21 protein-coding genes are annotated in these 23,049 nt (G+C 46.7%); 15 read left to right on the top strand and 6 right to left on the bottom strand.

What is annotated here, in order from left to right; all coding sequences use genetic code 11:
* Positions 1 to 2 precede the first annotated feature (2 nt).
* Positions 3 to 3,827 (top strand): PVC-type heme-binding CxxCH protein, encoded by a 3,825-nt coding sequence (locus tag GJQ68_RS18450; RefSeq protein ID WP_162418756.1) that lies wholly within the window; start codon positions 3 to 5, stop codon positions 3,825 to 3,827.
* 11 nt (positions 3,828 to 3,838) lie between these two features.
* Here the strand turns inward: GJQ68_RS18450 and GJQ68_RS18445 are convergent, their stop codons facing one another.
* Positions 3,839 to 4,444, bottom strand: a complete 606-nt coding sequence (locus GJQ68_RS18445; RefSeq protein WP_162418755.1) for a hypothetical protein — start codon at positions 4,442 to 4,444, stop codon at positions 3,839 to 3,841.
* A gap of 209 nt (positions 4,445 to 4,653) precedes the next feature.
* Here GJQ68_RS18445 and pdeM point away from each other — a divergent pair, with 209 nt between their 5' ends.
* The 12 genes from pdeM (at position 4,654) to GJQ68_RS18385 (ending at position 15,879) form a co-directional block, all read left to right on the top strand.
* The gene (gene pdeM / locus GJQ68_RS18440) at positions 4,654 to 5,337 is read left to right on the top strand and encodes a ligase-associated DNA damage response endonuclease PdeM (RefSeq protein ID WP_162418754.1); all 684 of its coding nucleotides are present in this window, start codon (positions 4,654 to 4,656) and stop codon (positions 5,335 to 5,337) included.
* A gap of 42 nt (positions 5,338 to 5,379) precedes the next feature.
* On the top strand, positions 5,380 to 6,270 hold the full coding sequence (locus tag GJQ68_RS18435; RefSeq protein WP_162418753.1) for a cell division protein FtsX: 891 nt from the start codon (positions 5,380 to 5,382) through the stop codon (positions 6,268 to 6,270).
* A 4-nt stretch (positions 6,271 to 6,274) separates the two neighbouring features.
* On the top strand, positions 6,275 to 6,481 hold the full coding sequence (locus GJQ68_RS18430) for a DUF3098 domain-containing protein (RefSeq protein ID WP_162418752.1): 207 nt from the start codon (positions 6,275 to 6,277) through the stop codon (positions 6,479 to 6,481).
* Positions 6,481 to 7,275 (top strand): undecaprenyl-diphosphate phosphatase, encoded by a 795-nt coding sequence (locus tag GJQ68_RS18425; RefSeq protein WP_162418751.1) that lies wholly within the window; start codon positions 6,481 to 6,483, stop codon positions 7,273 to 7,275. Before GJQ68_RS18430 ends, GJQ68_RS18425 begins: the two co-directional genes overlap by 1 nt.
* Positions 7,275 to 7,964: a tRNA pseudouridine(55) synthase TruB gene (truB, locus tag GJQ68_RS18420; RefSeq protein WP_162418750.1), complete on the top strand. Its 690-nt coding sequence runs from the start codon at positions 7,275 to 7,277 to the stop codon at positions 7,962 to 7,964. The genes GJQ68_RS18425 and truB overlap by 1 nt, the downstream gene beginning before the upstream one ends.
* The gene (locus tag GJQ68_RS18415) at positions 7,951 to 8,904 is read left to right on the top strand and encodes a bifunctional riboflavin kinase/FAD synthetase (RefSeq protein WP_162418749.1); all 954 of its coding nucleotides are present in this window, start codon (positions 7,951 to 7,953) and stop codon (positions 8,902 to 8,904) included. Before truB ends, GJQ68_RS18415 begins: the two co-directional genes overlap by 14 nt.
* A complete protein-coding gene (locus tag GJQ68_RS18410; protein WP_162418748.1) occupies positions 8,894 to 9,589 on the top strand; it encodes a CoA transferase subunit A in 696 nt (231 codons plus the stop codon). Before GJQ68_RS18415 ends, GJQ68_RS18410 begins: the two co-directional genes overlap by 11 nt.
* Before the next feature lie 9 nt (positions 9,590 to 9,598).
* On the top strand, positions 9,599 to 10,261 hold the full coding sequence (locus GJQ68_RS18405; protein ID WP_162418747.1) for a 3-oxoacid CoA-transferase subunit B: 663 nt from the start codon (positions 9,599 to 9,601) through the stop codon (positions 10,259 to 10,261).
* Positions 10,262 to 10,325: 64 nt separating this feature from the next.
* On the top strand, positions 10,326 to 10,664 hold the full coding sequence (gene gldC, locus GJQ68_RS18400) for a gliding motility protein GldC (RefSeq protein ID WP_162343805.1): 339 nt from the start codon (positions 10,326 to 10,328) through the stop codon (positions 10,662 to 10,664).
* Positions 10,665 to 10,907: 243 nt separating this feature from the next.
* Positions 10,908 to 13,796 carry a TonB-dependent receptor gene (locus tag GJQ68_RS18395; protein WP_235941772.1) on the top strand — a complete coding sequence of 963 codons (2,889 nt, stop codon included), beginning with the start codon at positions 10,908 to 10,910 and terminating at the stop codon, positions 13,794 to 13,796.
* Positions 13,797 to 13,809: 13 nt separating this feature from the next.
* Positions 13,810 to 15,282: a hypothetical protein gene (locus tag GJQ68_RS18390; RefSeq protein WP_162418746.1), complete on the top strand. Its 1,473-nt coding sequence runs from the start codon at positions 13,810 to 13,812 to the stop codon at positions 15,280 to 15,282.
* A gap of 3 nt (positions 15,283 to 15,285) precedes the next feature.
* Positions 15,286 to 15,879, top strand: a complete 594-nt coding sequence (locus GJQ68_RS18385) for a nucleotidyltransferase family protein (protein WP_162418745.1) — start codon at positions 15,286 to 15,288, stop codon at positions 15,877 to 15,879.
* Here GJQ68_RS18385 and GJQ68_RS18380 read toward each other — a convergent pair.
* The 3 genes from GJQ68_RS18380 to GJQ68_RS18370 all read right to left on the bottom strand — a co-directional run bounded on the left by GJQ68_RS18380 (position 15,876) and on the right by GJQ68_RS18370 (position 19,471).
* Positions 15,876 to 17,198: a sugar MFS transporter gene (locus GJQ68_RS18380; RefSeq protein WP_162418744.1), complete on the bottom strand. Its 1,323-nt coding sequence runs from the start codon at positions 17,196 to 17,198 to the stop codon at positions 15,876 to 15,878. The genes GJQ68_RS18385 and GJQ68_RS18380 overlap by 4 nt on opposite strands.
* 12 nt (positions 17,199 to 17,210) lie before the next feature.
* A complete protein-coding gene (locus GJQ68_RS18375) occupies positions 17,211 to 17,966 on the bottom strand; it encodes a glucosamine-6-phosphate deaminase (protein ID WP_162418743.1) in 756 nt (251 codons plus the stop codon).
* A gap of 101 nt (positions 17,967 to 18,067) precedes the next feature.
* Positions 18,068 to 19,471, bottom strand: coding sequence for a Gfo/Idh/MocA family protein (locus GJQ68_RS18370; RefSeq protein WP_162418742.1), 1,404 nt, complete (start codon positions 19,469 to 19,471; stop codon positions 18,068 to 18,070).
* 171 nt (positions 19,472 to 19,642) lie between these two features.
* Here GJQ68_RS18370 and GJQ68_RS18365 point away from each other — a divergent pair, with 171 nt between their 5' ends.
* Positions 19,643 to 20,809 carry an acyltransferase family protein gene (locus GJQ68_RS18365; protein WP_162418741.1) on the top strand — a complete coding sequence of 389 codons (1,167 nt, stop codon included), beginning with the start codon at positions 19,643 to 19,645 and terminating at the stop codon, positions 20,807 to 20,809.
* Here the strand turns inward: GJQ68_RS18365 and GJQ68_RS18360 are convergent.
* Complete coding sequence (locus GJQ68_RS18360; RefSeq protein WP_162418740.1) at positions 20,806 to 21,276, bottom strand: GAF domain-containing protein; 471 nt, start codon at positions 21,274 to 21,276, stop codon at positions 20,806 to 20,808. The genes GJQ68_RS18365 and GJQ68_RS18360 overlap by 4 nt on opposite strands.
* Positions 21,277 to 21,377: 101 nt before the next feature.
* Between GJQ68_RS18360 and GJQ68_RS18355 the strand changes: the two genes are divergently transcribed.
* Complete coding sequence (locus GJQ68_RS18355) at positions 21,378 to 22,091, top strand: 16S rRNA (uracil(1498)-N(3))-methyltransferase (RefSeq protein WP_162418739.1); 714 nt, start codon at positions 21,378 to 21,380, stop codon at positions 22,089 to 22,091.
* Positions 22,092 to 22,154: 63 nt separating this feature from the next.
* Here the strand turns inward: GJQ68_RS18355 and kdsB are convergent, their stop codons facing one another.
* Positions 22,155 to 22,889: a 3-deoxy-manno-octulosonate cytidylyltransferase gene (gene kdsB, locus GJQ68_RS18350; protein WP_162418738.1), complete on the bottom strand. Its 735-nt coding sequence runs from the start codon at positions 22,887 to 22,889 to the stop codon at positions 22,155 to 22,157.
* Between the last annotated feature and the right edge of the window lie 160 nt (positions 22,890 to 23,049).

Raw genomic sequence — 23,049 nt, 5'->3', positions numbered from 1 at the left:
CCATGCGAAATAACCTTGTCCTACTTCTCCTGCTGCTGACCTTCGGATGTGGAGGAAGTAAAGAGGGAGAAAACGCACGTACCGCAGAAGGACCGGTAGATTTGAAAATTACCCGAAATGAATCCACCGGGCAGCTTCAGGTCTTCAGAAAGGACCTGCCGGACGAGCCCCTGCTCGTACAGGAAACGAAAGAAGGGTTTCGGCCCTATATTCATCCCATACGTTCCCCGGATGGGGACGGACAGTTAACCGAATACAGCCCGGACCACCACCAGCACCAAACCGGGCTTTATTGGGGTTTTACCCGGGTAAACGGCCGGGATTATTTTCACAACCCGGACCAAAGCCATTGGCGAAAGGTAGCAGCCAATGTACTTCAGGAAGAAGGAGAACAAGTGGAATGGCAGACGGTGTACGAAATGCTGGACAGCCTGGGCAAGCCCCTCCTAACCGAAACCCAAAACTGGTCGCTTCGAATGGAAGATCAAAAATATTTGCTGGACCTGGAATGGGTGGGACAGGCGGAAGAGGTGCTTACCATTGGTAAATACGATTACGGAGGTCTGTTTCTAAGGATGCCCTGGTCAGAAGGAATGGATGCCGGGGTTGTCAACACCGCCAGACAGCAAAACGAAATGGCTGAAGGCCAGCCTTCCATGTGGTTGAATATTGGCATGCAGGTAGAAGGCAGGGAGGACCGGGCAAACATTGCTTTATTTGATCACCCTGATAATAAAGGCTATCCTCAAAAATGGCGGGTAGACAATCAGTTTGGTGTTGGACCGGCCTACACCCGGGATGCGGACTGGAACCTGGCAGCCGGCGAAAAATTGGTTCTGAAGCACCGGCTTCTCTTTTATACCGATGAATTTGAGGACCTGGCCTTAACCGAAGCCTGGGGCGAGTATACTGGAAATTCAGGAATGTATAATACCACCGCTCTTTGGCGCATTGCACAGGAAGAGGGGAGAAAAGCCAAATTCCTCTCTCCGGAAGAGGCCGTGGAAGAAATGACCATTAAAGAAGGTTTCCAGGTCAATGTCTTTGCTTCCGAGCCCATGATTACGCAGCCCATGGCCTTTTGCTGGGATGATAAGGGCCGATTGTGGGTTGCAGAAAACAGGGATTATGAATCCCGGGGAGATGGTTTTTCGAATGCCGGCGATAGTAGAATTCTGATTCTGGAAGATACCGATGGGGACGGGCAAGCCGATCAAAAAAAAGTATTTATGGAAGGCTTGGCATTTCCTGCGGCATTAGCGGTCGGGTTTGACGGGGTGTATGTGGGTGCCCCACCCAATCTGCTATTTATACCGGACCGGGATGGTGACGACCGGGCTGATATTGATGATATTGAAGTTTTACTGACCGGCTGGGGCATTCGGGACCGGCACGAAACCTTAAACAGCCTTCATTGGGGTCCTGACGGATGGCTGTATGGATTGCAGGGGTTTGCCACCCCCTCCAAGATCAGAAAACCCGTCGGAGAAGAAAAAAGTAAATTGTACTACCACAAGGATCCTTTTCCGGAGGACTTATTGGAGGCTGATGGTGTGGACATCAATGGCGGTGTCTGGCGGTATCATCCCGTAAAACACGAATTTGAGGTGGTAGCCCATGGCTTTAGCAATCCCTGGGGAATCGATTATGACCCTAAAGGGCAATGGATCATGAGCGCCTGTGTGATCCCACACCTGTGGCATGTGGTTCCCGGTGGAATTTATCACCGGCAGGGTGGCCAACATTTCAATCCCTACGTATACGAAGACATCAAAACCATCACCGACCATAGTCATCGGTCTGCCCACGGTGGTGCCCGTATCTATCAATCCGATGCCTTTCCTGACGAGGAATGGGGTCGGGTGTTTATGGCAAATATTCACGAGCACGCCGTATTGACAGATAATCTCATTCCAACTGGCTCCGGATTTACCGGAAAGCATGGGGACGATTTTTTAATGGCCAACAATGCCCAGTGGGTAGGCTTCAGCATGGAAATAGGCCCGGAGGGCGGGGTATATGTGTTGGACTGGCACGATGCCGATATATGCGGGCAGGAAGTGCTGCATGGAGAAACAGGCAGAATCTTCCGCATCATGCCCGAAACGTCCCGCGCTGAAGAATGGGAAGGCCGGTACGAAGATCTGAATACCCTATCCGATTCCGAGCTGGTACGACTCCAAACCAGTAAAAGTGACTGGCATTCCCGAAGGGCAAGGGGTATCCTACAGAAAAGGGCTGCTGGCAATACGCTAAATAACGAAAGTATTTCCGAATTAAAAGACATATTCAACAACCATAAAAATGGCGATTACCGCCTTCGCGCGCTGTGGACCTTACACCAGGTAAACGGTTGGCAACAAGCAGACCTTTTGGCCTTGCTGGACGACCAGGACCCGAATGTCCGGGCCTGGGGTATTCAACTGCTTTGTGAAGACCGGAACCCACCTGTGGATGCCCGGGAAAGATTTACCCAACTGGCAAAAACGGATCCTTCGGCGAGGGTTAGGCTTTACCTGGCCGCTGCCTTGCAACGCATTCCTGAAGCATGGAAATGGGATTTGGCAGCGGCATTGATGAGCCGGGAGGAAGATCGGAATGATCATAACCTGCCCAAAATGGTCTGGTTCGGGACCGAATACCTGATTGACAAAGACCCTAAACGGTTTTTAAGGGTAGCAAGCCATTCAAATATTCCGCAATTGACGACCTTTATGGCCAGAAGAGCGGTGGACGGGGATCAATTGGATGTCTTGATTTCCACCATCCAACAATTTGAACAAAACAGGGAGGCTTTGCTAAACGGAATGCTACAGGGAATGGAAGGCAGAACGGATCTTTCCATGCCGGATGCCTGGCGGTCGTTAGCCGGGCAGATGAAAGGAAATGGAGAAATGGAGCGGCTTGCAGCCCAAATTACGGCTCAATTTGGGGATGCAGAGGCTACCCAGGAAGCAATCCGTACTTTAACGGCACCAACAGCAAATAAGGAAGATAAAGTCCAGGCTCTGCAAATGCTTTCGGCGCAGCAAAAGCAAGAATTAATTCCCCTGCTACCAAAATTACTGGATGAAGAAGCGTTGAGATTAGAGGCCATAAAGGCTGTTGCCAGTTACAATCGGGCAGATTTGGGATCCAAGCTGCTTCGCCTCTATCCCCAGGCATCGGCAGCGCAGAAAACGGCGATCCTGCAATCCCTGGCTTCCAGACCGGTTTACGGCAACCTTTTGATGGATGAAATTAAATCCGGAACCATTTCCAAAAAAGAGATTCCAGTGACCTTAGCCAGGCAATTGCATCGGGTGATTGGTAGCGGTTTCATTGAAATTTGGGGCCCCATAGAGCATGTTCCCAATGATGAAGCGGCTTACCAACGATACAGAAGCCTGCTGACAGAAGAAGCATTGTCAGCGGCAAACCTGCAGGAAGGAAAGCGACTATTTATGCAATCCTGTGGGAGTTGCCACAAAATGTTTGCTGAGGGGGCAGAAATCGGACCCGACCTGACGGGTTCGAACCGGCAAGATCCCGATTACATATTGCTAAATGTATTGGAGCCAAGTGCGGAGATTCAGGAGGCTTACCGTTTGGTAGTGATCACCACCATGGATGGCCGCACGTATACTGGAAATGTAGTAGCAGAGACACCCCGGCAACTTACCCTGAAAATAGCCGGACAAGATCCGGTCCTGATCAATAAATCCTCCATTCAAAACAAAGAGATTACCGATGTGTCCTTGATGCCACCGGGATTATTTGAGCCATTGTCCAACCAGGAAGTGGTTGATTTGATGGCCTATCTGCAAACCCAACAGCAACTCGATTGAGAATAGTCATTTTACCAAATCCTTACCCGAAGACCGGCGGTCTGAGTCACCAGGTGATTCCATTTGGAGGAAGGGTTGCCCCAGCTTGGTTGGGGTCCAAAATAGTGACCTAAATCGTATTGCAATTTGTAGTAAAGGGCGAGGTAACGATTTATTTCAAAGTTTATCCCCCCATTTGGAGCAATGATTCCCCGGGTAAAGAGTTGGGTGGAATTGGTTTCTGAGGACATCATTGGCTGGTCGCTTTGGAGTGTGGTAAAGGAAAACCCTGCCTCGGCTCCATAAAAAAAGGAGAAATAATCATTGTAATAATGGTCGTACCGAAAAGTGGCTTTGGTTTCCACAATTTGTTGAGATTGACCAACACCTTCCGTATCCGAGCGATGCATCCTGAAAACGCCCACATTGGCCCCCCAGGCAATCATATCTGCTGAAAAAGGTGCCTGTTCCTGCCGGGCGGCTCCCATTTCAAAGCCAAAAACGGGTGCATAAAGCTGACGCTGTTTACCCAATAAAGACTTGTAGGTCAGCCCGGCACTAAGCTCCAATTCCTGAGCATGACCCATTGATCCCGTCAGAAATACCAAATGGAATGCGATTATTGAAAGTAGCTTCATAGACAGATGTCGATTACACGTTAGTTTTGGGTTTGGATTACTCACATTGCACGAATGCTGATTTCCGCAGGTGCAATTTTTATTCCAAAAACATATTCTCCAGAGGAGATTGGGAGGAGGTGATGACCACTTTTAAAGACGAACATTGGTTTTCCTTTTCCTATCATCACTTTTCCGCTTACCTTTGAAGCTGAATCGGGAGATGAGCATTGACCAAAGAAACAAAAGAACATTGCACCTGGGAGTGGCGGGGGAAGCAGCTGCACTTGCTTAAAGAAAAAGCCCTTTGGCTGGAGGAAGAAAAATGCCTTTTGGTGGCAGATACTCATTTCGGAAAGGCAGGCCATTTTCGAAAATCGGGTATTCCTATCCCGGAATCCGTACACGGGGAAGATTTCACTATCATGCAGCGATTAATAGTAGCCTACAAGCCCAGGCAATTTATTTTTTTAGGTGATTTGTTTCATAGCGAGTACAACCAATCCTGGGTTCAGATTCTTGACTTCATGAAATTAAATGATGCCATTTCCTTTCATTTAATCAAGGGGAATCATGATGTTTTGCCGGAGAAATTGTACCAAAACAGTCAATTCACCATCCATTCAGAATGCCTGGTTTTGGGCAAGCTATTGTTAAGCCACGAGCCTCAGGATCAAATTCCGGAAGGATATCTGAACGTTTGCGGTCACCTGCATCCCGGGGTTAGCATCAAGGGTAAAAGCAAGCAGCGAATTAGTTTACCTTGTTTTTTCTACAGGGAAAATTGCCTGGTGATGCCCGCTTTTGGTACGTTCACTGGTTTGATGACAATTGCTCAGGACAAAGCTACCTGTATCATGGTGACCACAGGGGAGGCAGTGATTCCAATCAAATTAAATAATAAGGTTGGTTAAGTAAATTTACCTGATTAATTTTGATTCGAATATCTACCTGTCATGAGCGGAAAACCAAGAAAAAAAACAAGGCTGGGGAGCTATAAATTTGCCAGTGTGCTTTTCAGCATTACCCTTTCGTTGCTGATGATTGGGATTTTCGGTGTCGTCATGATTCAGGCCAAAAAGCTGACCACCCTGATCAGGGAAAATATAGAGGTACAAGTTTTCTTAGCCAAAAACGTACAAAAAGATGCTATTGATCAAATGCTCCGGCAAATAGAAAATAAACCTTATGTACTCAGAAGAGCAGAAGAGCCGGTGATGCACTTTACTTCAAAAGAGGAGGCCGCCAGTCTTTTTCTGGAGGAAGTGGGAGAAGATTTTACGCAATTTCTAGATGAAAACCCACTGAGAGACTCCTTTACCTTTTCCATTCACGAAGATTTTCAGACATCGGAGGGCATTGCTACCATTGTCGGGGAATTGGAAGCGATCCCTGACGTTTTTGAAGTTACCTACATGCAGGATATGGTCGCCTCTATTAATGAGAACTTATTGAAGGTAAGCCTGATAATGGGGACGCTGATAATGATTTTATTGGTGACCGTAGTGATCTTAATTAGTAATACGATTAAGTTGGCATTATTTTCCCAGCGTTTTTTGATCCGAAGCATGCAACTGGTCGGTGCTACCAAGAGTTTTATCAGGCGCCCGTTTTTATGGCGCTCATTTCTTTACGGGGCGTTGGCGGGCATATTGGCATCCGGGATCATTTTTGGCTTGATGCAATATGGGAAAAATTTTATTGAAGGGCTTCAATTACTATACGATGCGGAATTATTAGCCTTACTTTTCGGAAGTTTGATTTTATTGGGGGCCTTTATGTCCTGGATTAGCACCTTTCGGTCTATAAACAAATACCTGAACATGTCCCTGGACGAATTATATTAACATTATGAAAAATAACCATTTGCCTTTTACAAAAAAAAATTACCAATTGATGTTGACTGGCATTGCGATTATCGTGTTGGGTTTTGTCATCATGGGATTGGATCAGCAGCCGCATGGATTCGGTTTTATGGGATTAACGTTGGGCCCGATCGTAGTACTGTCCGGATTCCTTTTTCAATTTTACGCCATCTTTTATAAAAAGAACAATTAATGACATTCTTTGAAGCAGTAATTCTGGGCATCGTTCAGGGGCTGACCGAATTTTTACCTGTTTCCTCCAGTGGCCATTTGGAGATTGCCTCTGCCCTTCTTGGAGGAGATTCTGTTCCTGAGGAAAGTTTACTTTTTACCGTGGTGGTCCATTTTGCCACCGCACTGAGCACCCTGGTGGTTTTCAGAAAGGATGTCTATGAGATCATTCGAGGGCTTTTCCAATTTCAAAACAACGAAGAAACGCAGTTTTCGTTCAAAATTATTCTGTCCATGATTCCAGCGGTCTGTATTGGATTGTTTTTTGAGGAGGAATTGGAGCAGCTTTTTGGAGGAAAGGTGGTTTTCGTGGGGTTTATGTTGTTGGTAACGGCCTTACTACTATTTCTGGCCGATCGCGCAAAAAGTACCGGAAAGCCGGTATCCTACCTCCATGCCCTTATTATTGGACTTTCCCAGGCGTTCGCCATGCTACCGGGAATATCCCGCTCTGGGGCTACCATATCCACTTCTGTGATGTTGGGGATCGATAAAAACCGGGCCGCACGCTTTTCATTTCTGATGGTAGTTCCCTTGATTTTGGGTAAAATCGGAAAAGACATTCTCGATGGAGCCCTTAGTTATCAAAACGAGCAATTTGGAACCATGGTGGTGGCGTTTTTAGCGGCCTTCATTGCTGGAATGGTCGCCTGCACCTGGATGATTCAATTGGTACGGAGAAGTAAGCTCAGTTATTTTTCGGTGTATTGTACCATTGTAGGCCTTTTGGCCATACTCTCCGGCTGGGTATTTTGATGGGGCCGAAAGACCAAGCATATAGAGCCGTATTTTTAGTTAACAAACCTTACCGGTGGACCTCCTTCGATGTAGTCAAAAAAATCAGAAATGCGGTCAAAGTAAAAAAAGTCGGCCATGCCGGCACGCTGGACCCGCTGGCCACCGGGCTGCTGATCATCTGTGCGGGAAAAGAAACTAAAAACATTGAAGGGTATCAGGCTCAGGAAAAAGAATATGAGGGAAGCTTTGTTTTAGGCAAAACCACCGAGTCTTTTGACCTGGAGAGAGAGGTAGTGGACGTGGCAGATCCTTCGTTTCTGGATGAATCTGCTATTCTAAGAGCCGCTGAAGCACTCACCGGGGAAATCATGCAAATTCCTCCCAGTCACTCAGCCATCAAAAAAGATGGAAAAAGGGTTTATGAATCGGCCCGCAAAGGTATCACTGTTACATTAGACCCAAGACCGGTGACGGTTAAGACATTCGAAGTGGTCCGCATTTCCCTTCCGGAAGTGCATTTCCGGATACAGTGTTCCAAAGGAACCTATATCCGAAGTTTGGCCCGGGATATGGGGGAAATACTGGGGGTAGGTGCTTACCTATCTTCTCTAAAACGAACCGCAATCGGTGAGTTCAGGCTGGAAAATGCCTGGGAATTGGATGAATTGGTAGAAAAAATCAATAAAGAGCGAAATGAAAATTTATAAATCTCTTGATGATTTTCCAGTAGTGACGCGTCCCGTGGTCACCATAGGTACCTTTGATGGTGTTCATCTCGGCCATCAAAAAATCCTCAAAAGAATACATAAGATCGCTCAGAAAATGGACGGCGAAACTGTCCTGGTGACCTTTTGGCCGCATCCCCGGATGGTATTATTTCCGGAAGAGCACGGTATTAAGTTGCTAAGCACCTTTGAAGAAAAATCCCGCTTACTGGCTTCTTATGGAATAGATCATTTGTTATTCATTCCATTTACGAAGGATTTTTCAAAAATGCCCTCCGAAGAATTTATCCGTTCGGTGCTGGTAGAAACGATTCGGACAAAAATTTTGGTAATCGGATACGACCATCGATTTGGAAAAGGTAGGGAGGGAAGTTTTGAGCATTTGAAAGCCCGGCAAAAGGACTATCATTTTGAGTTGGAGGAAATCCCGCGGCAGGACATCGATAATGTAGGTATCAGCAGCACCAAAATAAGAAGAGCACTGGAGTCAGGTGATATTGCCACCGCCAATGAATTTCTTGGAAAACCGTATTTTCTGGAAGGCGTGGTGATTCGTGGAGATCAAATCGGCCGTACCCTGGGATTTCCTACTGCCAATATCAAAATTGAAGAACCGGACAAGCTGATTCCTATGGATGGGGCCTATCTTGTTCGTGTAAATACAGGATCTGAGAGCTTTGGAGGAATGCTGAATATAGGCAAAAGGCCTACTGTTTCGGGTGAAGCTAAAAACATAGAAGTGAACATTTTAAATTTCGACGGTGATTTATATGGAAAAACCATTGAAGTTGCGTTTCTGGAATTTTTGAGGCCGGAAAAAAAATTCGGAAATTTAGAGGCCTTGAAAGATCAATTGCAAAAAGACCGACAACAAGCGCTCGCCTATTTCGGACCGGATAAAATCAAACCGCATGATAAATAAAGAAGTAAGAGATGCCGAAGATGCCATCAGGGACATCACCGATGGATCGGTGCTCCTTTTGGGAGGTTTTGGGCTTTGCGGCATTCCGGAAGCAGGAATACAGGCACTTGTCAGAAAAAATCTAAAAGGGCTTACCTGTATCTCCAATAATGCAGGTGTCGATGATTTTGGTGTTGGCTTGTTGCTGAAAAAACGAATGCTCAAGAAGCTGATCGCCAGTTATGTCGGTGAGAATAAAGAATTCGAAGACCAGTATCGGGCGGGTGAACTGGAGCTGGAACTCATCCCCCAGGGGACGCTGGCAGAACGCATTCGTGCCGGGGGTGCAGGAATCCCTGCTTTTTTCACGCCAGCAGGCATCGGTTCAGAATTGGCAGAAGGAAAAGAAATCCGCGAATTTGACGGCCGATTGTACTTGCTGGAACGCTGGATCAAGGCAGATTTTGCCCTGGTCAAAGCCTGGAAAGGAGACACCGCCGGGAATTTGATTTACAAGGGTACAGCCAGAAATTTCAATCCTTTAATGGCAGCCGCGGGAAAAACAACCATAGCAGAGGTGGAGCAATTGGTACCTGCAGGAGAACTGGACCCCAATCAAATTCACACCCCGGGGATTTATGTACAGCGCATATTTGAGGGAGCCGGTTACGAAAAAAGAATTGAAAACATCACCGTTTCTCCGTAATTTTTACCCATGCTTAGCAAAGAACAAATAGCCCGCCGAATAGCCAGAGAAATTAAAGATGGACAGTACATCAATTTGGGGATTGGCATCCCTACGCTGGTCGCCAACTACATACCCGACCACCTACAGGTAGTCCTCCAATCTGAAAATGGATTGCTGGGTATCGGTCCCTATCCGCAGTCTTCGGATATCAATCCTGACCTGGTCAATGCCGGCAAAGAAACCATCTCCATGGTCAAAGGTTCCTCCTTGTTTGATTCGGCTGATGCTTTTGCCATGATCCGGGGAGGGCATATAGACATGGCCATTTTGGGAGCACTTGAAGTGTCCGAAAATGGAGATATCAGCAACTGGAAAATAGCCTCCGGACTCATAAAAGGGGTAGGTGGAGCACTGGATCTGGTAGCTTCAGATGCCAAACTACTGGTGGCCATGCTACATTGCCACAAGGATGGTAGTTCCAAATTGCGTAAACAATGCAAATTCCCCGTAACCGGCGTGCGTTGCGTACATAAGATTTTTACAGACCTGGGCGTATTTAGCATTCTTCCGGAAGGTGGATTCAAACTATTGGAACACGCACCGGGTGTGGACCCGGATGAAATCCGAAAGAAAACCGAGGGAAGGTTGGTGATCAAGGGCGAAATTCCCGAAATGACGGGCTTTCAATAATAATCGTATCCAACTTTCGCTATTCTTTGTTAGTTTTGCCTCCTCAAAAGGTAAACATACAAAAATGAAAAAATCCGAAATCAAATTCACTGTATCCCTGGACGATAAAAACCTCCCTAAAAGTATTGAATGGGATGCTTCTGATAAAGAAGCGGAAGGAATGGAATCCACCAGAAGCATTAGCGTGAATGTTTGGGATAACTTAAATCAAAGCACCTTGCGAATCGATCTCTGGACCAATGAAATGTCAGTGGCCGAAATGAAGCGTTTCTACATCGATATCTTAGGTGGCATGGGCCAAACCATCCTGAACAGTACCGGAGACGAGTATTTTTCGGAAGAAATCAAAGCACTTTGCGACCGCTTGGTGACGCATGTCAACGAAGAAAACAAATCAAAGTAACATGCCGAAAAGGCCCAAATTTCAAAGCCCCTGTTTTTTTGGGGCTTTTTAATTCCCCTCAGGAGTCATCTACATTAAAACTATATTGGATTTTTATTACCTTAAGCGAAAACTTTTCGTTAAACAATCAAAAGACCAATTGTAAATTAATACCCAAATCATTCAATTGTTTGGATAATTTGGAAGGGGACTATCAGAATAAAATCCATAAAACAATAAATATTAACCCTAGCTCATCATGTTATGGAAAACGTTACAATGTATTTCAGGCCAGGCTTTTGGTCGCTAATTCTGGGGTTTTTCATTTCTTTTTCCCAATTAAACGCCCAAAGTACCACCTCTATTTCGGGAAAAGTGACGGAATCCGAAACCAACGAAGCGTTAATCGGAGTCAACATTCTGGTAAAAGGAAAGGTTATCGGAACCATCACAGACCTAAACGGTAACTTTAATTTAACCGTCAGCCAACCCCCACCTCTTACCCTGGTATTTTCAATGATCGGCTTTGCCAGCCAGGAAATTCAAATTACCGAAAATGAGGTTACCGGCCTACAGGTTGAATTAGAAGAACAAACCATGCTGGGGCAGGAAGTAGTGGTTTCCGCCTCCAGGGTAGAAGAAAGCATTCTCCAGTCCCCGGTGACCATTGAGAAGATGGACATCCTGGACATCCGGGAAACTGCCAGTGATACCTACTATAAAGCCATTGCCAATCTCAAAGGAGTGGACGTTACCAGCACTTCCATCAATTTTCAGATCCTGAATGCCCGGGGTTTCAATTCCACGGGTAATACCCGATTTGTCCAGTTGACCGATGGCATGGATACCCAGGCTCCTGCCTTAAATTTCCCCATAGGCAACCTCAACGGACCTTCAGAATTGGATGTGGAAAGCGTGGAGTTTATCCCGGGAGCCGCTTCTGCCCTTTACGGCCCCAATGCCTTTAATGGAATATTATTGATCAACAGCAAGAGTCCTTTTGAGTACCAGGGCCTAAGTGCCTTCTACAAGCAGGGCATCAACCATATAGGAGGAAGAGCAGGAGAGCCCGCTTCCCCCCAACCCATGTTTGAAGGCTCCATACGGTATGCCAAGGCCTTTAATAACAAATGGGCCTTTAAAATAAGTGCCTCTTTTATGGAAGCAGAAGACTGGTACGGAACGGACCAGACCGATCTCAATCAGGGAGCACAAGGAGATCTATCCTTCAACCCCGGCGAAAACCGGGTGCACGTGTTTGGGGATGAGGTGGCCAATAATATCGGATTACTGAGAAATGTGGGGGCCATTCAGCAGCAAGCCAATGCATTTGGATTGGGGGGCTATATTGGCAGCATTCCAGATCAGGTCGTGTCGAGAACAGGTTACGACGAACGCGACCTGGTAGACTATGGGGCCAAAAACTACAAGGTAAGCGGCGCCCTTCATTACCGGGTAAATGACCAGGCAGAATTATCCTATACGCTGAATTACGGTTCCGGAACTTCCGTTTATACGGGAGCTCAGCGTTACTCATTGAATAATTTTAACATCACGCAACATAAATTGGAGTTAACGTCAGACAGCTATTTTTTGAGAGCCTACACCACGCGGGAAGATTCCGGGGACTCCTACATTGCTGACCTGACGGGAGTGAATATCAACGAACAGTGGAAAGGCAATGCCCAGTGGTTTGGAGAATATACATTGAATTACCTGGGAGCCCTTGCCTTGCAGCAGGTAGCTCCCGGCAGCATGGGGACAGCCAGCCAACAAACGGAAGCCCATCGGTTTGCCAGAAACCAGGCCGATCAAGGCAGGTTTCTTCCGGGAACGCCAGAATTTGAAAATGCAGAACGGAACATCCGGGCAGATTTTATCCCGCAGGGCTCTTTGTTCAATGACCGCTCCCGAATGTATATGACCGAAGGACAATACAATTTCAAAAATGAAATTGATTTTATGGACCTTCAGGTAGGTGCCTCTTACCGGGTTTATGACCTAAGGTCCAACGGGACCATTTTCGCAGACGTAGAAGGGAATGACATATCGGTGACCGAATTTGGTGGCTATGCGCAAGCTTCCAAACGGGTTTTGCAGGAAAAATTAAAAATTACCGGTTCGGTCCGGTATGATAAAAATGAGAATTTTGAAGGCCAGTTTAGCCCACGGATTTCGGGGGTATTTACGGAGGGGAACAGCAACTTTCGGCTTTCTTACCAAACGGGGTTCCGGATGCCTACCACCCAGGCCCAACACATTGATTTAAATGTGGTTTCCGCACGATTGATCGCCGGCCTGCCCTATTACAGAGAAAAATACAATGTGTTTGAAAATGCTTTTTCCCTTGCTTCTGTTCAGGCGTATACAGAAGCGGTGGCAGCTGGAGCAAGTCCGGTAGCTGCCTCCGCCACCAACTTATTGGAGCAAGTGACGGATTTGCCGGCCCTCAGGCCAGAAAAAGTCAATTCCATCGAGCTGGGTTATAAAGGACTACTCGCCGACAATCGTTTATTGATTGACCTCGCTTATTACTACAATAGTTACGATGATTTTATCTCCCAAACAGCCATACGTAAAGCCCCGGGACCGGTGTATCCGGGAGCTTCGCCCGCTACCGATCAGGGTGCTATCAATGCCATCAATGCCCCTACCCTGTTGACACCCGTCACCATCCCCGGTCAGGAAAATACCTTTCAAACCTACACCAATATCGTTGATCGGGAGGTAGAGGCCCATGGAGCGGTTATTGGCCTCACATACAACTTGCCTAATAATTACAGCATTGGAGGAAACTACAATTTCAACCGCATGATCACCGCTTTCGAGGAAGGATTTTTATCCGAATTCAACACCCCTGAGCACAAATACAACATTACCTTCGGCAACCGAAAACTCACTGAAAACCTGGGTTTTAATGTCGCCTACAGGTACCAAACAGCATTTCGTTGGGAATCCTCCTTTGCCCAAGGGGACGTTCCGGAAGTACACAATGTCGATGCACAGGTATCGTATAAGCTAAAGCAATTGAAATCGGTCGTAAAACTGGGCGGGTCGAACGTTTTCAACAACCGTTATTTTCTGAATTTCGGTGGGCCTACCATTGGGGCCATTTACTACCTTTCCATCACTTTTGATGAATTGCTAAATTAAACCCTGCAAAAAAATGAAACGGACTGAAAATTTCCTGTATTTAGTAGCCTTTCTTTTGTTAGGTGCCTGTGATGGTTTTTATGAGTTCCCGGAAATAGAAAATCCCGAACCAAGCCCCGGGCAAGTCGATTTCAGTAAAACCATTGCGATTGGAAGCTCGGTCACTGCCGGCGTTATGGACGGTGCCCTGTATAATCGGAGCCAACAAAATTCTTATGCGGTCATTTTGGCAGAACAGCTAAAAGAAGCTGGCGGAGGAGAATTCAATCTTCCGGATGTGGACGCTGAGGTGGGGTCTTATGTTTTAAGCCCTCCGGGTACCACCATCGGAAGGCTGATATTAAGGGTAGACGCCAATTCCGGGTCCGTCATCCCCTCCCCGATCGTTCCGGGAAATCCCCTGCTTCCGTTTGATGGAAACCGGGCAGAAATCAACAATTTTGGGGTGAATGGAATGAATTTGGCAGCCGCCTTGTCCCCGGAAACCGGTAATATAAATGCTCCGGAACATCCCCTGTTTAACCTCCATTATGCTCGTTTTGCGAGCAACCCGGGCACCTCCACCTTGGTAGCTGATGCCGCAGCAGCACTGGCAGATGGCGGTACGTTTCTGATTTTCTGGCTAGGTAAAAATGATGTCCTGCCTTATGCACTCCAGGGAGGGGCCAACCCTGCCCTATTGCCAGCGGACGAAACCTTTGAGCAACTATACAACACTGCTCTGAATACCCTCCTTCAGGCCAATCCGGATGCCAAAGGAGTCGTTGCAAACATTCCCAGTTTAAACAGCCTTCCTTTTTTCAGCACGATAAGCTGGAACGCTCTCCCCCTAAACCAAAGTTTGGCGGGTTTGGCCAATGGCGCTTATACTCAATACAACCAGGCCTTGAATGAGGTGGCGCAAGCCGGGCTGATCACCGATACTGAAAGAAACCTGCGGACCATTACTTTTCAACCTGGCTTTAACGGTTTTGTAATGGAAGACAAAACCCTAACCGACCTGAGTGCCTCAGGTATCCCCTCTATTCGGCTAAGCAACGCCAACGACAAGGTAGCCTTGACGCTTGCCACGGTCCTGGGTGAACCCGTAGGAGGTAATAACAGTGCTATCAGGGGGGTGACAGTTCCCGTTGAAGATCAGTACGTGCTCCTGCCATCCGAACAGGAAATTTTGGAAGAAAAAATCAATACCTTCAATGGGTTCATTGAAGCGGCTGTTGCGTCACAAAGCGATCGCCTTGTCCTGGTGGATGTCAAGGCCTTTTTGGATCAGGTGGCTGCAGGAACTGTCAATGCGGGATCGGTACCGCTGACCAACTCTATTGTACCTCCGAACGGCGGTTTTTCGGTGGATGGCGTGCATACCAATGCCCGTGCCAATGCGTTTCTTGCCAATTACTTTATTGAGGCCATTGAGGCCAAATGGGGAAGCACCATTCCAAAGGTTAATCCCAACGCCTTCATGGGAAATGATTTGCCCAGATAGCCTATGGTAACGGGTATTGTCATTCTTGCAGCGGGAAATTCAAGCCGGTTGGGACATCCCAAACAGCTGGTGGAATTCCAGGGAAGGTCGTTATTAGAAAACACCATAAAAATGGCTCTGGAACTGCATGTGGGGCCAGTTATGCTGGTCGAGGGGGCTTATACCTTTGACCTCTCTGTTGAGCCAGGGTTGCATACCATCCGAAACAGCGAATGGAAAAGCGGCATGGGTAGCTCCATCAAACTGGGGTTGGCCTCCCTTGAAAAAATCGCAACCATCGATCAGCTCCTCATACTCCTTTCTGATCAGCCGTTGATCACCACAACTCATCTAAAAGCCCTATTGGATAAAAAAAAGGAAACGGCCCTTCCTATGATTGCTTCCTTTTATAAAAGAGTCCCGGGGGTGCCCGCTCTTTTTGATAAAAGTTGTTTTTCCAGTTTGCTTTCACTCGAAGACAAACAGGGCGCTAAAAACATATTTCACACCCATCCGGAGCAGGTTGGGCTGGTATCGCTTGAAGTTGCAAAGATTGACATCGATACGCCAGATGACCTACAGGCATTAAATGACTCCAATTGGAGTCATTTTGACTAATTCCGGCTCCATTTTCTGATCCGGTATCCTTTAAAAGCATAAAACATGAGATACAGATAGCAGGGAACCAGCACCCAATAAGCCTCCCTTAATCCGGCCGTATCGGCAAAATACCCATAAACCATGGGTAGGATCGCATTGCCACACAGTCCCATTATCAAAATGGAAGCACCCAGTTTGGTGAATTTCCCTAATCCGTCCAACGCCAGGGGCCATATTCCCGCCCAAACCAGGGAGTTTGCCAGTCCAAGCAACACCACAAACCAGATGGAAATGTCTACCTCCATTCCCAAAAATGAAACCGCTCCTCCCCACCAAAGGATACAAAAGGTAAACAACAGCCCCATGGTGGTAAAAGCTTTAAGTACCGTCACCTGTGAAAGGAATTTGGGAATAACGATGATGCCAAAGATATAGCCTGCAATCATGGCTGCCAGGGTATAGGAGGGAAACACTTTGGCATCCAGCAAGGAAATATCCATGGAAATGGCATAGCTCATAATGGTATCGATCGCAATCACCTGCGTGCCTACATGTAAAAAAATGGCTACAGCACCCAATATCAAATGGGGAAACTGAAGGATATAGGATTTGCTGGCATTCGCCTGAGAGACCGTTTCATTTTCTGCTTCGGTATTGATCTCTGGTAGCGGCGAAATTCTCACCAAAATACCCAAAAGCACCAGCACCGTGCCTACGATCGCATAGGGCACCATGACCCTGCGGACCAGTTCATCCAGAAAACTTTCTCTTTCAGAAGCTTCCATAAGGGGCAACTGCGAAATGATTTGATCGTCTGAAACCCGGAGAATGACGGCTGCAAATAGCAAAGGGGCCAATATTCCAGCCCCTTTGTTTAAGATTCCCATGATGCTTATCCGTTGGGCAGCACTCTCTTTTGGTCCCAAAATCGTGATGTAAGGATTTGCGGCCGTCTGCAACACCGCCAAACCCGCACCTATCAAAAACAGTCCCAACAGAAAGAGCTCGTAGGTCCGGACCATTGCTGCCGGCAAAAACACAAAGGCACCCAACGCCATGACCCAAAAACCGACCATCATTCCCTTTTTAAACCCTACTGCTTTGAGCAAATAAGAGGATGGAACCGAGAAAATAAAGTAAGAGATGTAGAAAGCAAAAGCTACCAGATAGGACTGGAAATTATTCAGCTCACAGGCTATTTTGAAATACGGTATCAAAATGGCATTCACCCAGGACACGAATCCAAAGATGAAAAACAAGCCCCCGATGATGGCAATGGACTGATAGGTTTGCCGTTGGTTGAGCGTTCCGATTTCTACGGTTTGGGTTTTGGGCATGGTTGGGCTTGGCTATTCGTTTACAGCAGTGGATGAATCCAGAAGGGAGGCAGAAGCCTCATCCAGGTACAGGGAACAATCCGCATGCTCCTGTAGAATGCTGGCAGGGAATTCCGGACTGGGCTCATTCTCCAGGCAGGACTTCACTGCTGCTGCTTTCCGGGCATCCGGTACAGAACAAATAATTTTTTTAGACTTCATGATCTGCCGTATGGACATGCTGATCGCCCGGGTGGGAACGGCATTCAGGTCCGGAAACCAGCCTTCATTAAACTGCTGCTTCCTGCAAGCCTCGTCCAGATCCACCACCAGATACGGCTCCTCGGTATCAAAGTCGGCAGGCGGATCGTTAAAGGCAAGGTGGCCATTTTCACCAATCCCTACCAAGGCCACATCAATCGGATTTTCCCGGATCAAGTCGCCTAATCGCTCCGTTTCCTTCTCCGGATCCCTTTCCCCGTCTATGAAATGAAAGGCTTTCAAGGGCGCTACTTTATCGACGAATCGTTCTTTCAGGTATTTTCTGAAGCTAGCCGGGTGTGAGATGTCCAAGCCCAGGTATTCGTCCAGGTGAAACATCCTTACTTTCTTCCAATCGATCTCCTGATGCGCCAACAGGCCCTTGATCGTCTCAAACTGGCTGGTTCCGGTGGCCAGAATAATGTTTGCTTCACCTTGATTCTTAATGGCAGCTTGGATGGCAAGGGCCGCTTCCTCACCGGCAGCTTTTCCAAGATCCGCCGGGGTTTTACGTTTATAGATTTTCATTCAACAATTTTTTTTTAGGGTTTAGCCTGAATGTGAGAGAAATTCGATGAATTTCCAAATAGAATTAAATACCTGGTCCTTTTTCTTTGTGAATACCCCTTCTAGGCAGTTAGAATTTTGGTGGTTCCTCCCTTACTCAATTCCACATCTACCGGAGCATTATTTTTCCAGGCACCACGGGTAAAGTCGGGCACATCGATCGCTCCACTCCTATTGGCTACCGACCATTCGCTTAATGGTCCTATGGAACTCCATGCTGCGGCATCGTACACGTCCATATCCAATGGAATCCCATTTCTGAGGCAATCAATCATTCGCCAATCCATCAAAAAATCCATACCACCATGGCCGCCAATTTGCTTGGCCAATTCCCCGATTTTTTTGACGATGGGGGGTTGGTGATTTTCTTCCAGGGTCTGCATATCCTCTTCGGATAACCAGCCTTCGTGTCCTTCGGAAATTTTGCCCGGCAGCGGATATTTCTGGGCATAGGCTTCCGTGCCACTGATGGTATGCAACCTGGAGTAGGGTCTGGGAGAAGTGACATCGTGCTGTAGCAGGATGGTTCTTCCCTGCTCGGTCTTGATGGTGGTGGTATTCATATTGCCGCGAAAATTTTTACCCGCAAACGGCTGGTAAAAGGCATCCTCGGCAGCCAGAGCCTTCGCTTTCTTTCCCATCATAAAATCCCGACTGGACACCGAAACAAGATAATCCATCCGATCACCCCGATTGATATTCATCACCTGCGCCACAGGACCTAATCCATGCGTTGGGTAAAGGCTTCCATTGCGCATGTTTTGCTTAAGGCGCCACATGTCGTAATACTTCGTTTTAGAAAAGTTGCCCTCCAGAATATCGTGAATATAAGCCCCTTCTCCATGGATAATTTCCCCAAAATACCCCTGCCTTGCCAGGTTCAATGTCAGCAATTCGAAAAAATCGTAGCAGGTATTTTCCAGCATCATGCAATGTTTCCGGGTCTTTTCGGAGACTTCCACCAATTGCCAGCATTCATCCAGTGTGATCGCCGCAGGCACCTCGGTGGCAGCATGCTTGCCCTGCTCCATGGCATAGACAGCCATTGGGGTGTGTAGGTACCAGGGGGTTGCAATGTATATCAGATCCAGATCCTCTCGCTCACACATTTCCTTCCAGGCATCTTCTGAACCCGTATAGACAGCAGGGTCGTGTGGAGTTTCTTTGATGCGTTCTTTCACGTGGCTGATTCGCTCCGGCCTTAGATCACATAACGCTGCTATCTCCACCCCCTCTATTTTACTCATTCTGACGACGGCTCCCGGGCCCCTGTTTCCCAGTCCAACAAACCCTATCCTCACTTTGTCCAGGGCGGGTGCGGCATAACCGCTCATATTAAATCCTGCCGGCCTGACCGGGATATTGCCGGGGTTAGGAGATCCGTTTGATTCTGTAGGCCAGCCGGATAGGGCAGAAAGACCTGCTAAACTTCCTATTTTAATGAAATCTCTTCGATTCTTTTTCATACCTGTATCTTGTCGTTGATTTCGAAAATATTTCCATCTGTCCTGTGGTTTTTTAAAGATGGAGAAATTAAAAATACTTTTAAATTCCAAATAAATAAAATAAATTGGTAGGAATCCGTCAAATCAAGGGATTTTCGGATATAAAACCCCAAATCACCTAATAAAGTAATCATGAGTACTACTACTTCCAGTGAACAACGAAAAGATCCTGAACTAGGATCGCCAGTATCTGCCGCTCCTTCTTCATCCAAACGTTTACTTTCCATAGATGCCCTGAGGGGATTTGACATGTTATTGATTGCAGGAGGGGGTACTTTTCTCTTCTTGCTTGAAGGCAAGACTGGAATCGGAGCCATCGATTGGATGGCCAACCAACTAACACATCCTGCATGGAATGGCTTTACCTTTTACGATTTCATTTTCCCTTTATTTCTATTTATCGCCGGGGTTTCCCTCACCTTTTCTTTGAATAAGGGAAAGGCTATGGGCTTGCCCAATTCCACCTTGTATCGAAAAACCTTTATCCGTATGCTTATCCTGATACTTTTAGGCATCGTATATAAAAATTCCCCCATCCCCTTTTTCGAACCTTCCCAGATCAGGTTGGGAAGTGTGCTGGGAAGGATTGGCCTGGCGACCTTTGTCGCTACGCTGTTTTATCTGAATATGGATTTTTACAAACGATTGGCTTCCGGGTTGGCTATCTTGTTGCTTTACTACGCGGCCTTGTATTTAATTCCTGTGCCGGGATACGGAGCAGGTGACCTGAGCTTTGAAGGAAACCTGGTTGGGTGGTTTGACAGAACCTTCCTACCCGGCCGATTGCTGCAGGGCACTTATGACGAATTGGGTATATTGACCCAAATACCCTCCCTGTGTTTGACCCTATTTGGGACTCTTGCCGGTGAAATACTAGGTAAAGCCTGGCTGGATAAGCGAAAGGGCCAGTATTTGGCTATCGCAGGAGTAGCGGGAATTGCCCTTGGTTTACTTTGGAGTTTGCATTTTCCCATCAATAAGCACCTCTGGACCAGCTCCTTTATCCTGCTGACTACAGGAATGGCCTTTTTGTTTTTACTGATGTTCTATTGGATTATCGATGTATGGCATATCCGAAAGTGGGCGTTCTTCTTTCAGGTTATCGGACTGAATTCCCTAACCATCTACTTCGCTTACAGTTTCATCGATTTTGGGTATACAAGCAAAAAATTATTTTCAGGACTGTACGCTCCTTTGCCTGAGGATTGGTACCCCGTATTCCAGGCATTTGGGGCATTCCTGTTGGTTTGGGTGTTTCTGTACCTGCTCTACCGACTGAAAATATTCGTAAAGGTCTAGCGCTCGGAATCCTTTACCAATGCTGCCATGGAAGCGGCAATGGCCATCAGCGTATCGGTTTCACTTTCGGTGAATTCATAAGGCTCCTTTTTGGCTATTCCCAAGGTTCCATAAAGTTTGCCGTCTAAAAGCATGGGAGCCGTGATAGCGCCCTCCACCTTGGTATCTTTTGCTCCAGGGCGGACCACCCCGGAGGCATCCGTCTGAAGGTTGCAAACTTGTACGGCCTCCTTTCGTTCAGCAGCGATCCCTGCCATTCCTTTTCCCACCGGGATTTGGGTCATTTTGGGTAATAAAAAATCGGGGATTCCCTGCTTTGCCTTTAACTCCAAAATAGTGGTGGTAGGATTCAACACGTGCAAGGTACCCGTCACGCAGTCAAATAGCTGTAGCGTTTGTTCCAGCCATTGCTGCCAATCCGGATTTTTGGTTGACTTTATGGATTCGATCAAGTCTTCAGATGTCATGGTTTCAGGAGGTTTATTATTGAATATGCATGCAATATTACGTATTTTCTCCCTTCATTCTGAATGAATTTTTATAAATTCGACCAAACAATAAATTAAGGATGCAACTTTTTTTTGAAGAACAAATCAACGGGGAGGCGTTTACACTGAGTGATAAAGAATCCCACCACCTGGTCAAGGTTTTACGAAAAAATATAGGTGACACCGTACTTTTCACCAATGGAAAGGGATCGTTTTTTACCTGCATGATTGCGGAAAACCATCCGAAAAAATGTAAGTTAAAAATAATCGAGCAGGAGTTTAATCCTCAGGAAACGTTTCACATTCATCTTGCTGTGGCCCCTACTAAAAACACGGATCGCATGGAGTGGATGGTGGAAAAAATTACTGAAATCGGATTTAACGAAATCACTTTTCTGAAGACCACCCATATCGAACGAAGTCAGGTAAACCTGGATCGACTTACAAAAAAACTCATTGCAGCCTGCAAACAAAGTTTTAAAGCCTGGCTGCCGCAAATGAATGAAATCACTCCCTTTGAAGATTTTGTTGCGGACAAAACGTTTGCTACCTACGATCGGTACATTGCTTATCTGGATAAAGACAATACCCAACACTTGATGCAATTGGCAACGCCTAACCGATCCTACCTGGTCTTAATCGGACCGGAAGGAGATTTCAGTCCGGGTGAGATCAGCCTGGCGTTGGAAAAAGGCTTCCACCCCTGCTCCCTGGGAAAACACCGCCTCAGAACCGAAACAGCTGGCCTCGCCGCGGTTCATTCGTTGAACCTGGTTAACCTACCTGAAAAATAAAGGGGAAACTGAGTCAAAATTTTCTATTCAAACCATTGGCAAAGGGATGGGGCGGATACGGTTTTACCGTGGGTTGATAGCATCGTAATACCGAAGGGCTCTTTCCAGATCTTCCGGTACATCGATGGCCACCGCCTGGTGGCTGGTTTCGACCATCTTCACCTGATAACCGTTTTCCAGCAGTCGCAATTGCTCCAGCATTTCGGCCTTCTCAAGTGCTGACTTCTCCCAACCGGTGAATTTCATCAGCAATGACTTTTTGTAGGCATAAATACCTATGTGCCTGAAATAATTCGGTTGGCTGTTATCGTTTCGTTGAAAGGGTATGGGCGACCGGCTGAAGTAAAGAGAAAAATTATCAGAATCGGTGACCACTTTTACAATATTCGGGTTTTGAATCAAGGCATCCCCGGAGATAGGCGTCATTAAAGAAGCTACCTGTACTTGATCGTCCTCAAATACCGCTACTAAATCCGAAAGGGATTTTTCATCCTGAAAAGGTTCGTCCCCCTGAACATTCACGATTATTTCGGCATCCAGGGAGGCGGCTGCTTCCGCGATTCGGTCTGATCCGCTTTCGTGTTCCTTTTTACTAATAAATACCTTTCCTCCCTCCTGCTGAATGGCAGCAGCTATATCCTGGTGATCGGTAACCACCATTACTTCATCAAATACTCCGGTATTCAGGGTACTGAGGTAGGTTCGGGCAATCAGAGGCTTTCCCCTTAGATCGGCCAGCAACTTCGCTGGAAAGCGGGTAGCGCCAAATCTTGCGGGAATTAATGCTACTGTTTTCATTTATTCAAATTACTGTTTTAACTTTATTCGTCCGAACACTGTTCTACTCTCCGGTAACCAATGACTCGGGGAAAGGGACAAAACTAAAAAACAAAACTACTCATTTTTTACCCAAATGAAGTTTTAACCTTTCAAATTATAAAAAGTTTACATAAGCGCA

This window comes from Cyclobacterium roseum (assembly GCF_010119225.1).
Lineage (GTDB): Bacteria > Bacteroidota > Bacteroidia > Cytophagales > Cyclobacteriaceae > Cyclobacterium > Cyclobacterium roseum.
The sequence above is the reverse complement of the archived record's forward strand: the minus strand, read 5'-3'. Positions and strand labels throughout refer to the sequence as shown.

Excerpts from the sequence above, each read along its gene's own strand:
- GJQ68_RS18450 (WP_162418756.1), top strand. The coding sequence starts at position 3 with ATGCGAAATAACCTTGTCCTACTTCTCCTGCTGCTGACCTTCGGATGT.
- GJQ68_RS18445 (WP_162418755.1), bottom strand. The coding sequence starts at position 4,444 with ATGAAGCTACTTTCAATAATCGCATTCCATTTGGTATTTCTGACGGGA.
- GJQ68_RS18435 (WP_162418753.1), top strand. The coding sequence starts at position 5,380 with ATGAGCGGAAAACCAAGAAAAAAAACAAGGCTGGGGAGCTATAAATTT.
- GJQ68_RS18430 (WP_162418752.1), top strand. The coding sequence starts at position 6,275 with ATGAAAAATAACCATTTGCCTTTTACAAAAAAAAATTACCAATTGATG.
- GJQ68_RS18425 (WP_162418751.1), top strand. The coding sequence starts at position 6,481 with ATGACATTCTTTGAAGCAGTAATTCTGGGCATCGTTCAGGGGCTGACC.
- truB (WP_162418750.1), top strand. The coding sequence starts at position 7,275 with ATGGGGCCGAAAGACCAAGCATATAGAGCCGTATTTTTAGTTAACAAA.
- GJQ68_RS18415 (WP_162418749.1), top strand. The coding sequence starts at position 7,951 with ATGAAAATTTATAAATCTCTTGATGATTTTCCAGTAGTGACGCGTCCC.
- GJQ68_RS18410 (WP_162418748.1), top strand. The coding sequence starts at position 8,894 with ATGATAAATAAAGAAGTAAGAGATGCCGAAGATGCCATCAGGGACATC.
- GJQ68_RS18405 (WP_162418747.1), top strand. The coding sequence starts at position 9,599 with ATGCTTAGCAAAGAACAAATAGCCCGCCGAATAGCCAGAGAAATTAAA.
- gldC (WP_162343805.1), top strand. The coding sequence starts at position 10,326 with ATGAAAAAATCCGAAATCAAATTCACTGTATCCCTGGACGATAAAAAC.
- GJQ68_RS18395 (WP_235941772.1), top strand. The coding sequence starts at position 10,908 with ATGGAAAACGTTACAATGTATTTCAGGCCAGGCTTTTGGTCGCTAATT.
- GJQ68_RS18390 (WP_162418746.1), top strand. The coding sequence starts at position 13,810 with ATGAAACGGACTGAAAATTTCCTGTATTTAGTAGCCTTTCTTTTGTTA.
- GJQ68_RS18385 (WP_162418745.1), top strand. The coding sequence starts at position 15,286 with ATGGTAACGGGTATTGTCATTCTTGCAGCGGGAAATTCAAGCCGGTTG.
- GJQ68_RS18380 (WP_162418744.1), bottom strand. The coding sequence starts at position 17,198 with ATGCCCAAAACCCAAACCGTAGAAATCGGAACGCTCAACCAACGGCAA.
- GJQ68_RS18375 (WP_162418743.1), bottom strand. The coding sequence starts at position 17,966 with ATGAAAATCTATAAACGTAAAACCCCGGCGGATCTTGGAAAAGCTGCC.
- GJQ68_RS18370 (WP_162418742.1), bottom strand. The coding sequence starts at position 19,471 with ATGAAAAAGAATCGAAGAGATTTCATTAAAATAGGAAGTTTAGCAGGT.
- GJQ68_RS18365 (WP_162418741.1), top strand. The coding sequence starts at position 19,643 with ATGAGTACTACTACTTCCAGTGAACAACGAAAAGATCCTGAACTAGGA.
- GJQ68_RS18360 (WP_162418740.1), bottom strand. The coding sequence starts at position 21,276 with ATGACATCTGAAGACTTGATCGAATCCATAAAGTCAACCAAAAATCCG.
- GJQ68_RS18355 (WP_162418739.1), top strand. The coding sequence starts at position 21,378 with ATGCAACTTTTTTTTGAAGAACAAATCAACGGGGAGGCGTTTACACTG.
- kdsB (WP_162418738.1), bottom strand. The coding sequence starts at position 22,889 with ATGAAAACAGTAGCATTAATTCCCGCAAGATTTGGCGCTACCCGCTTT.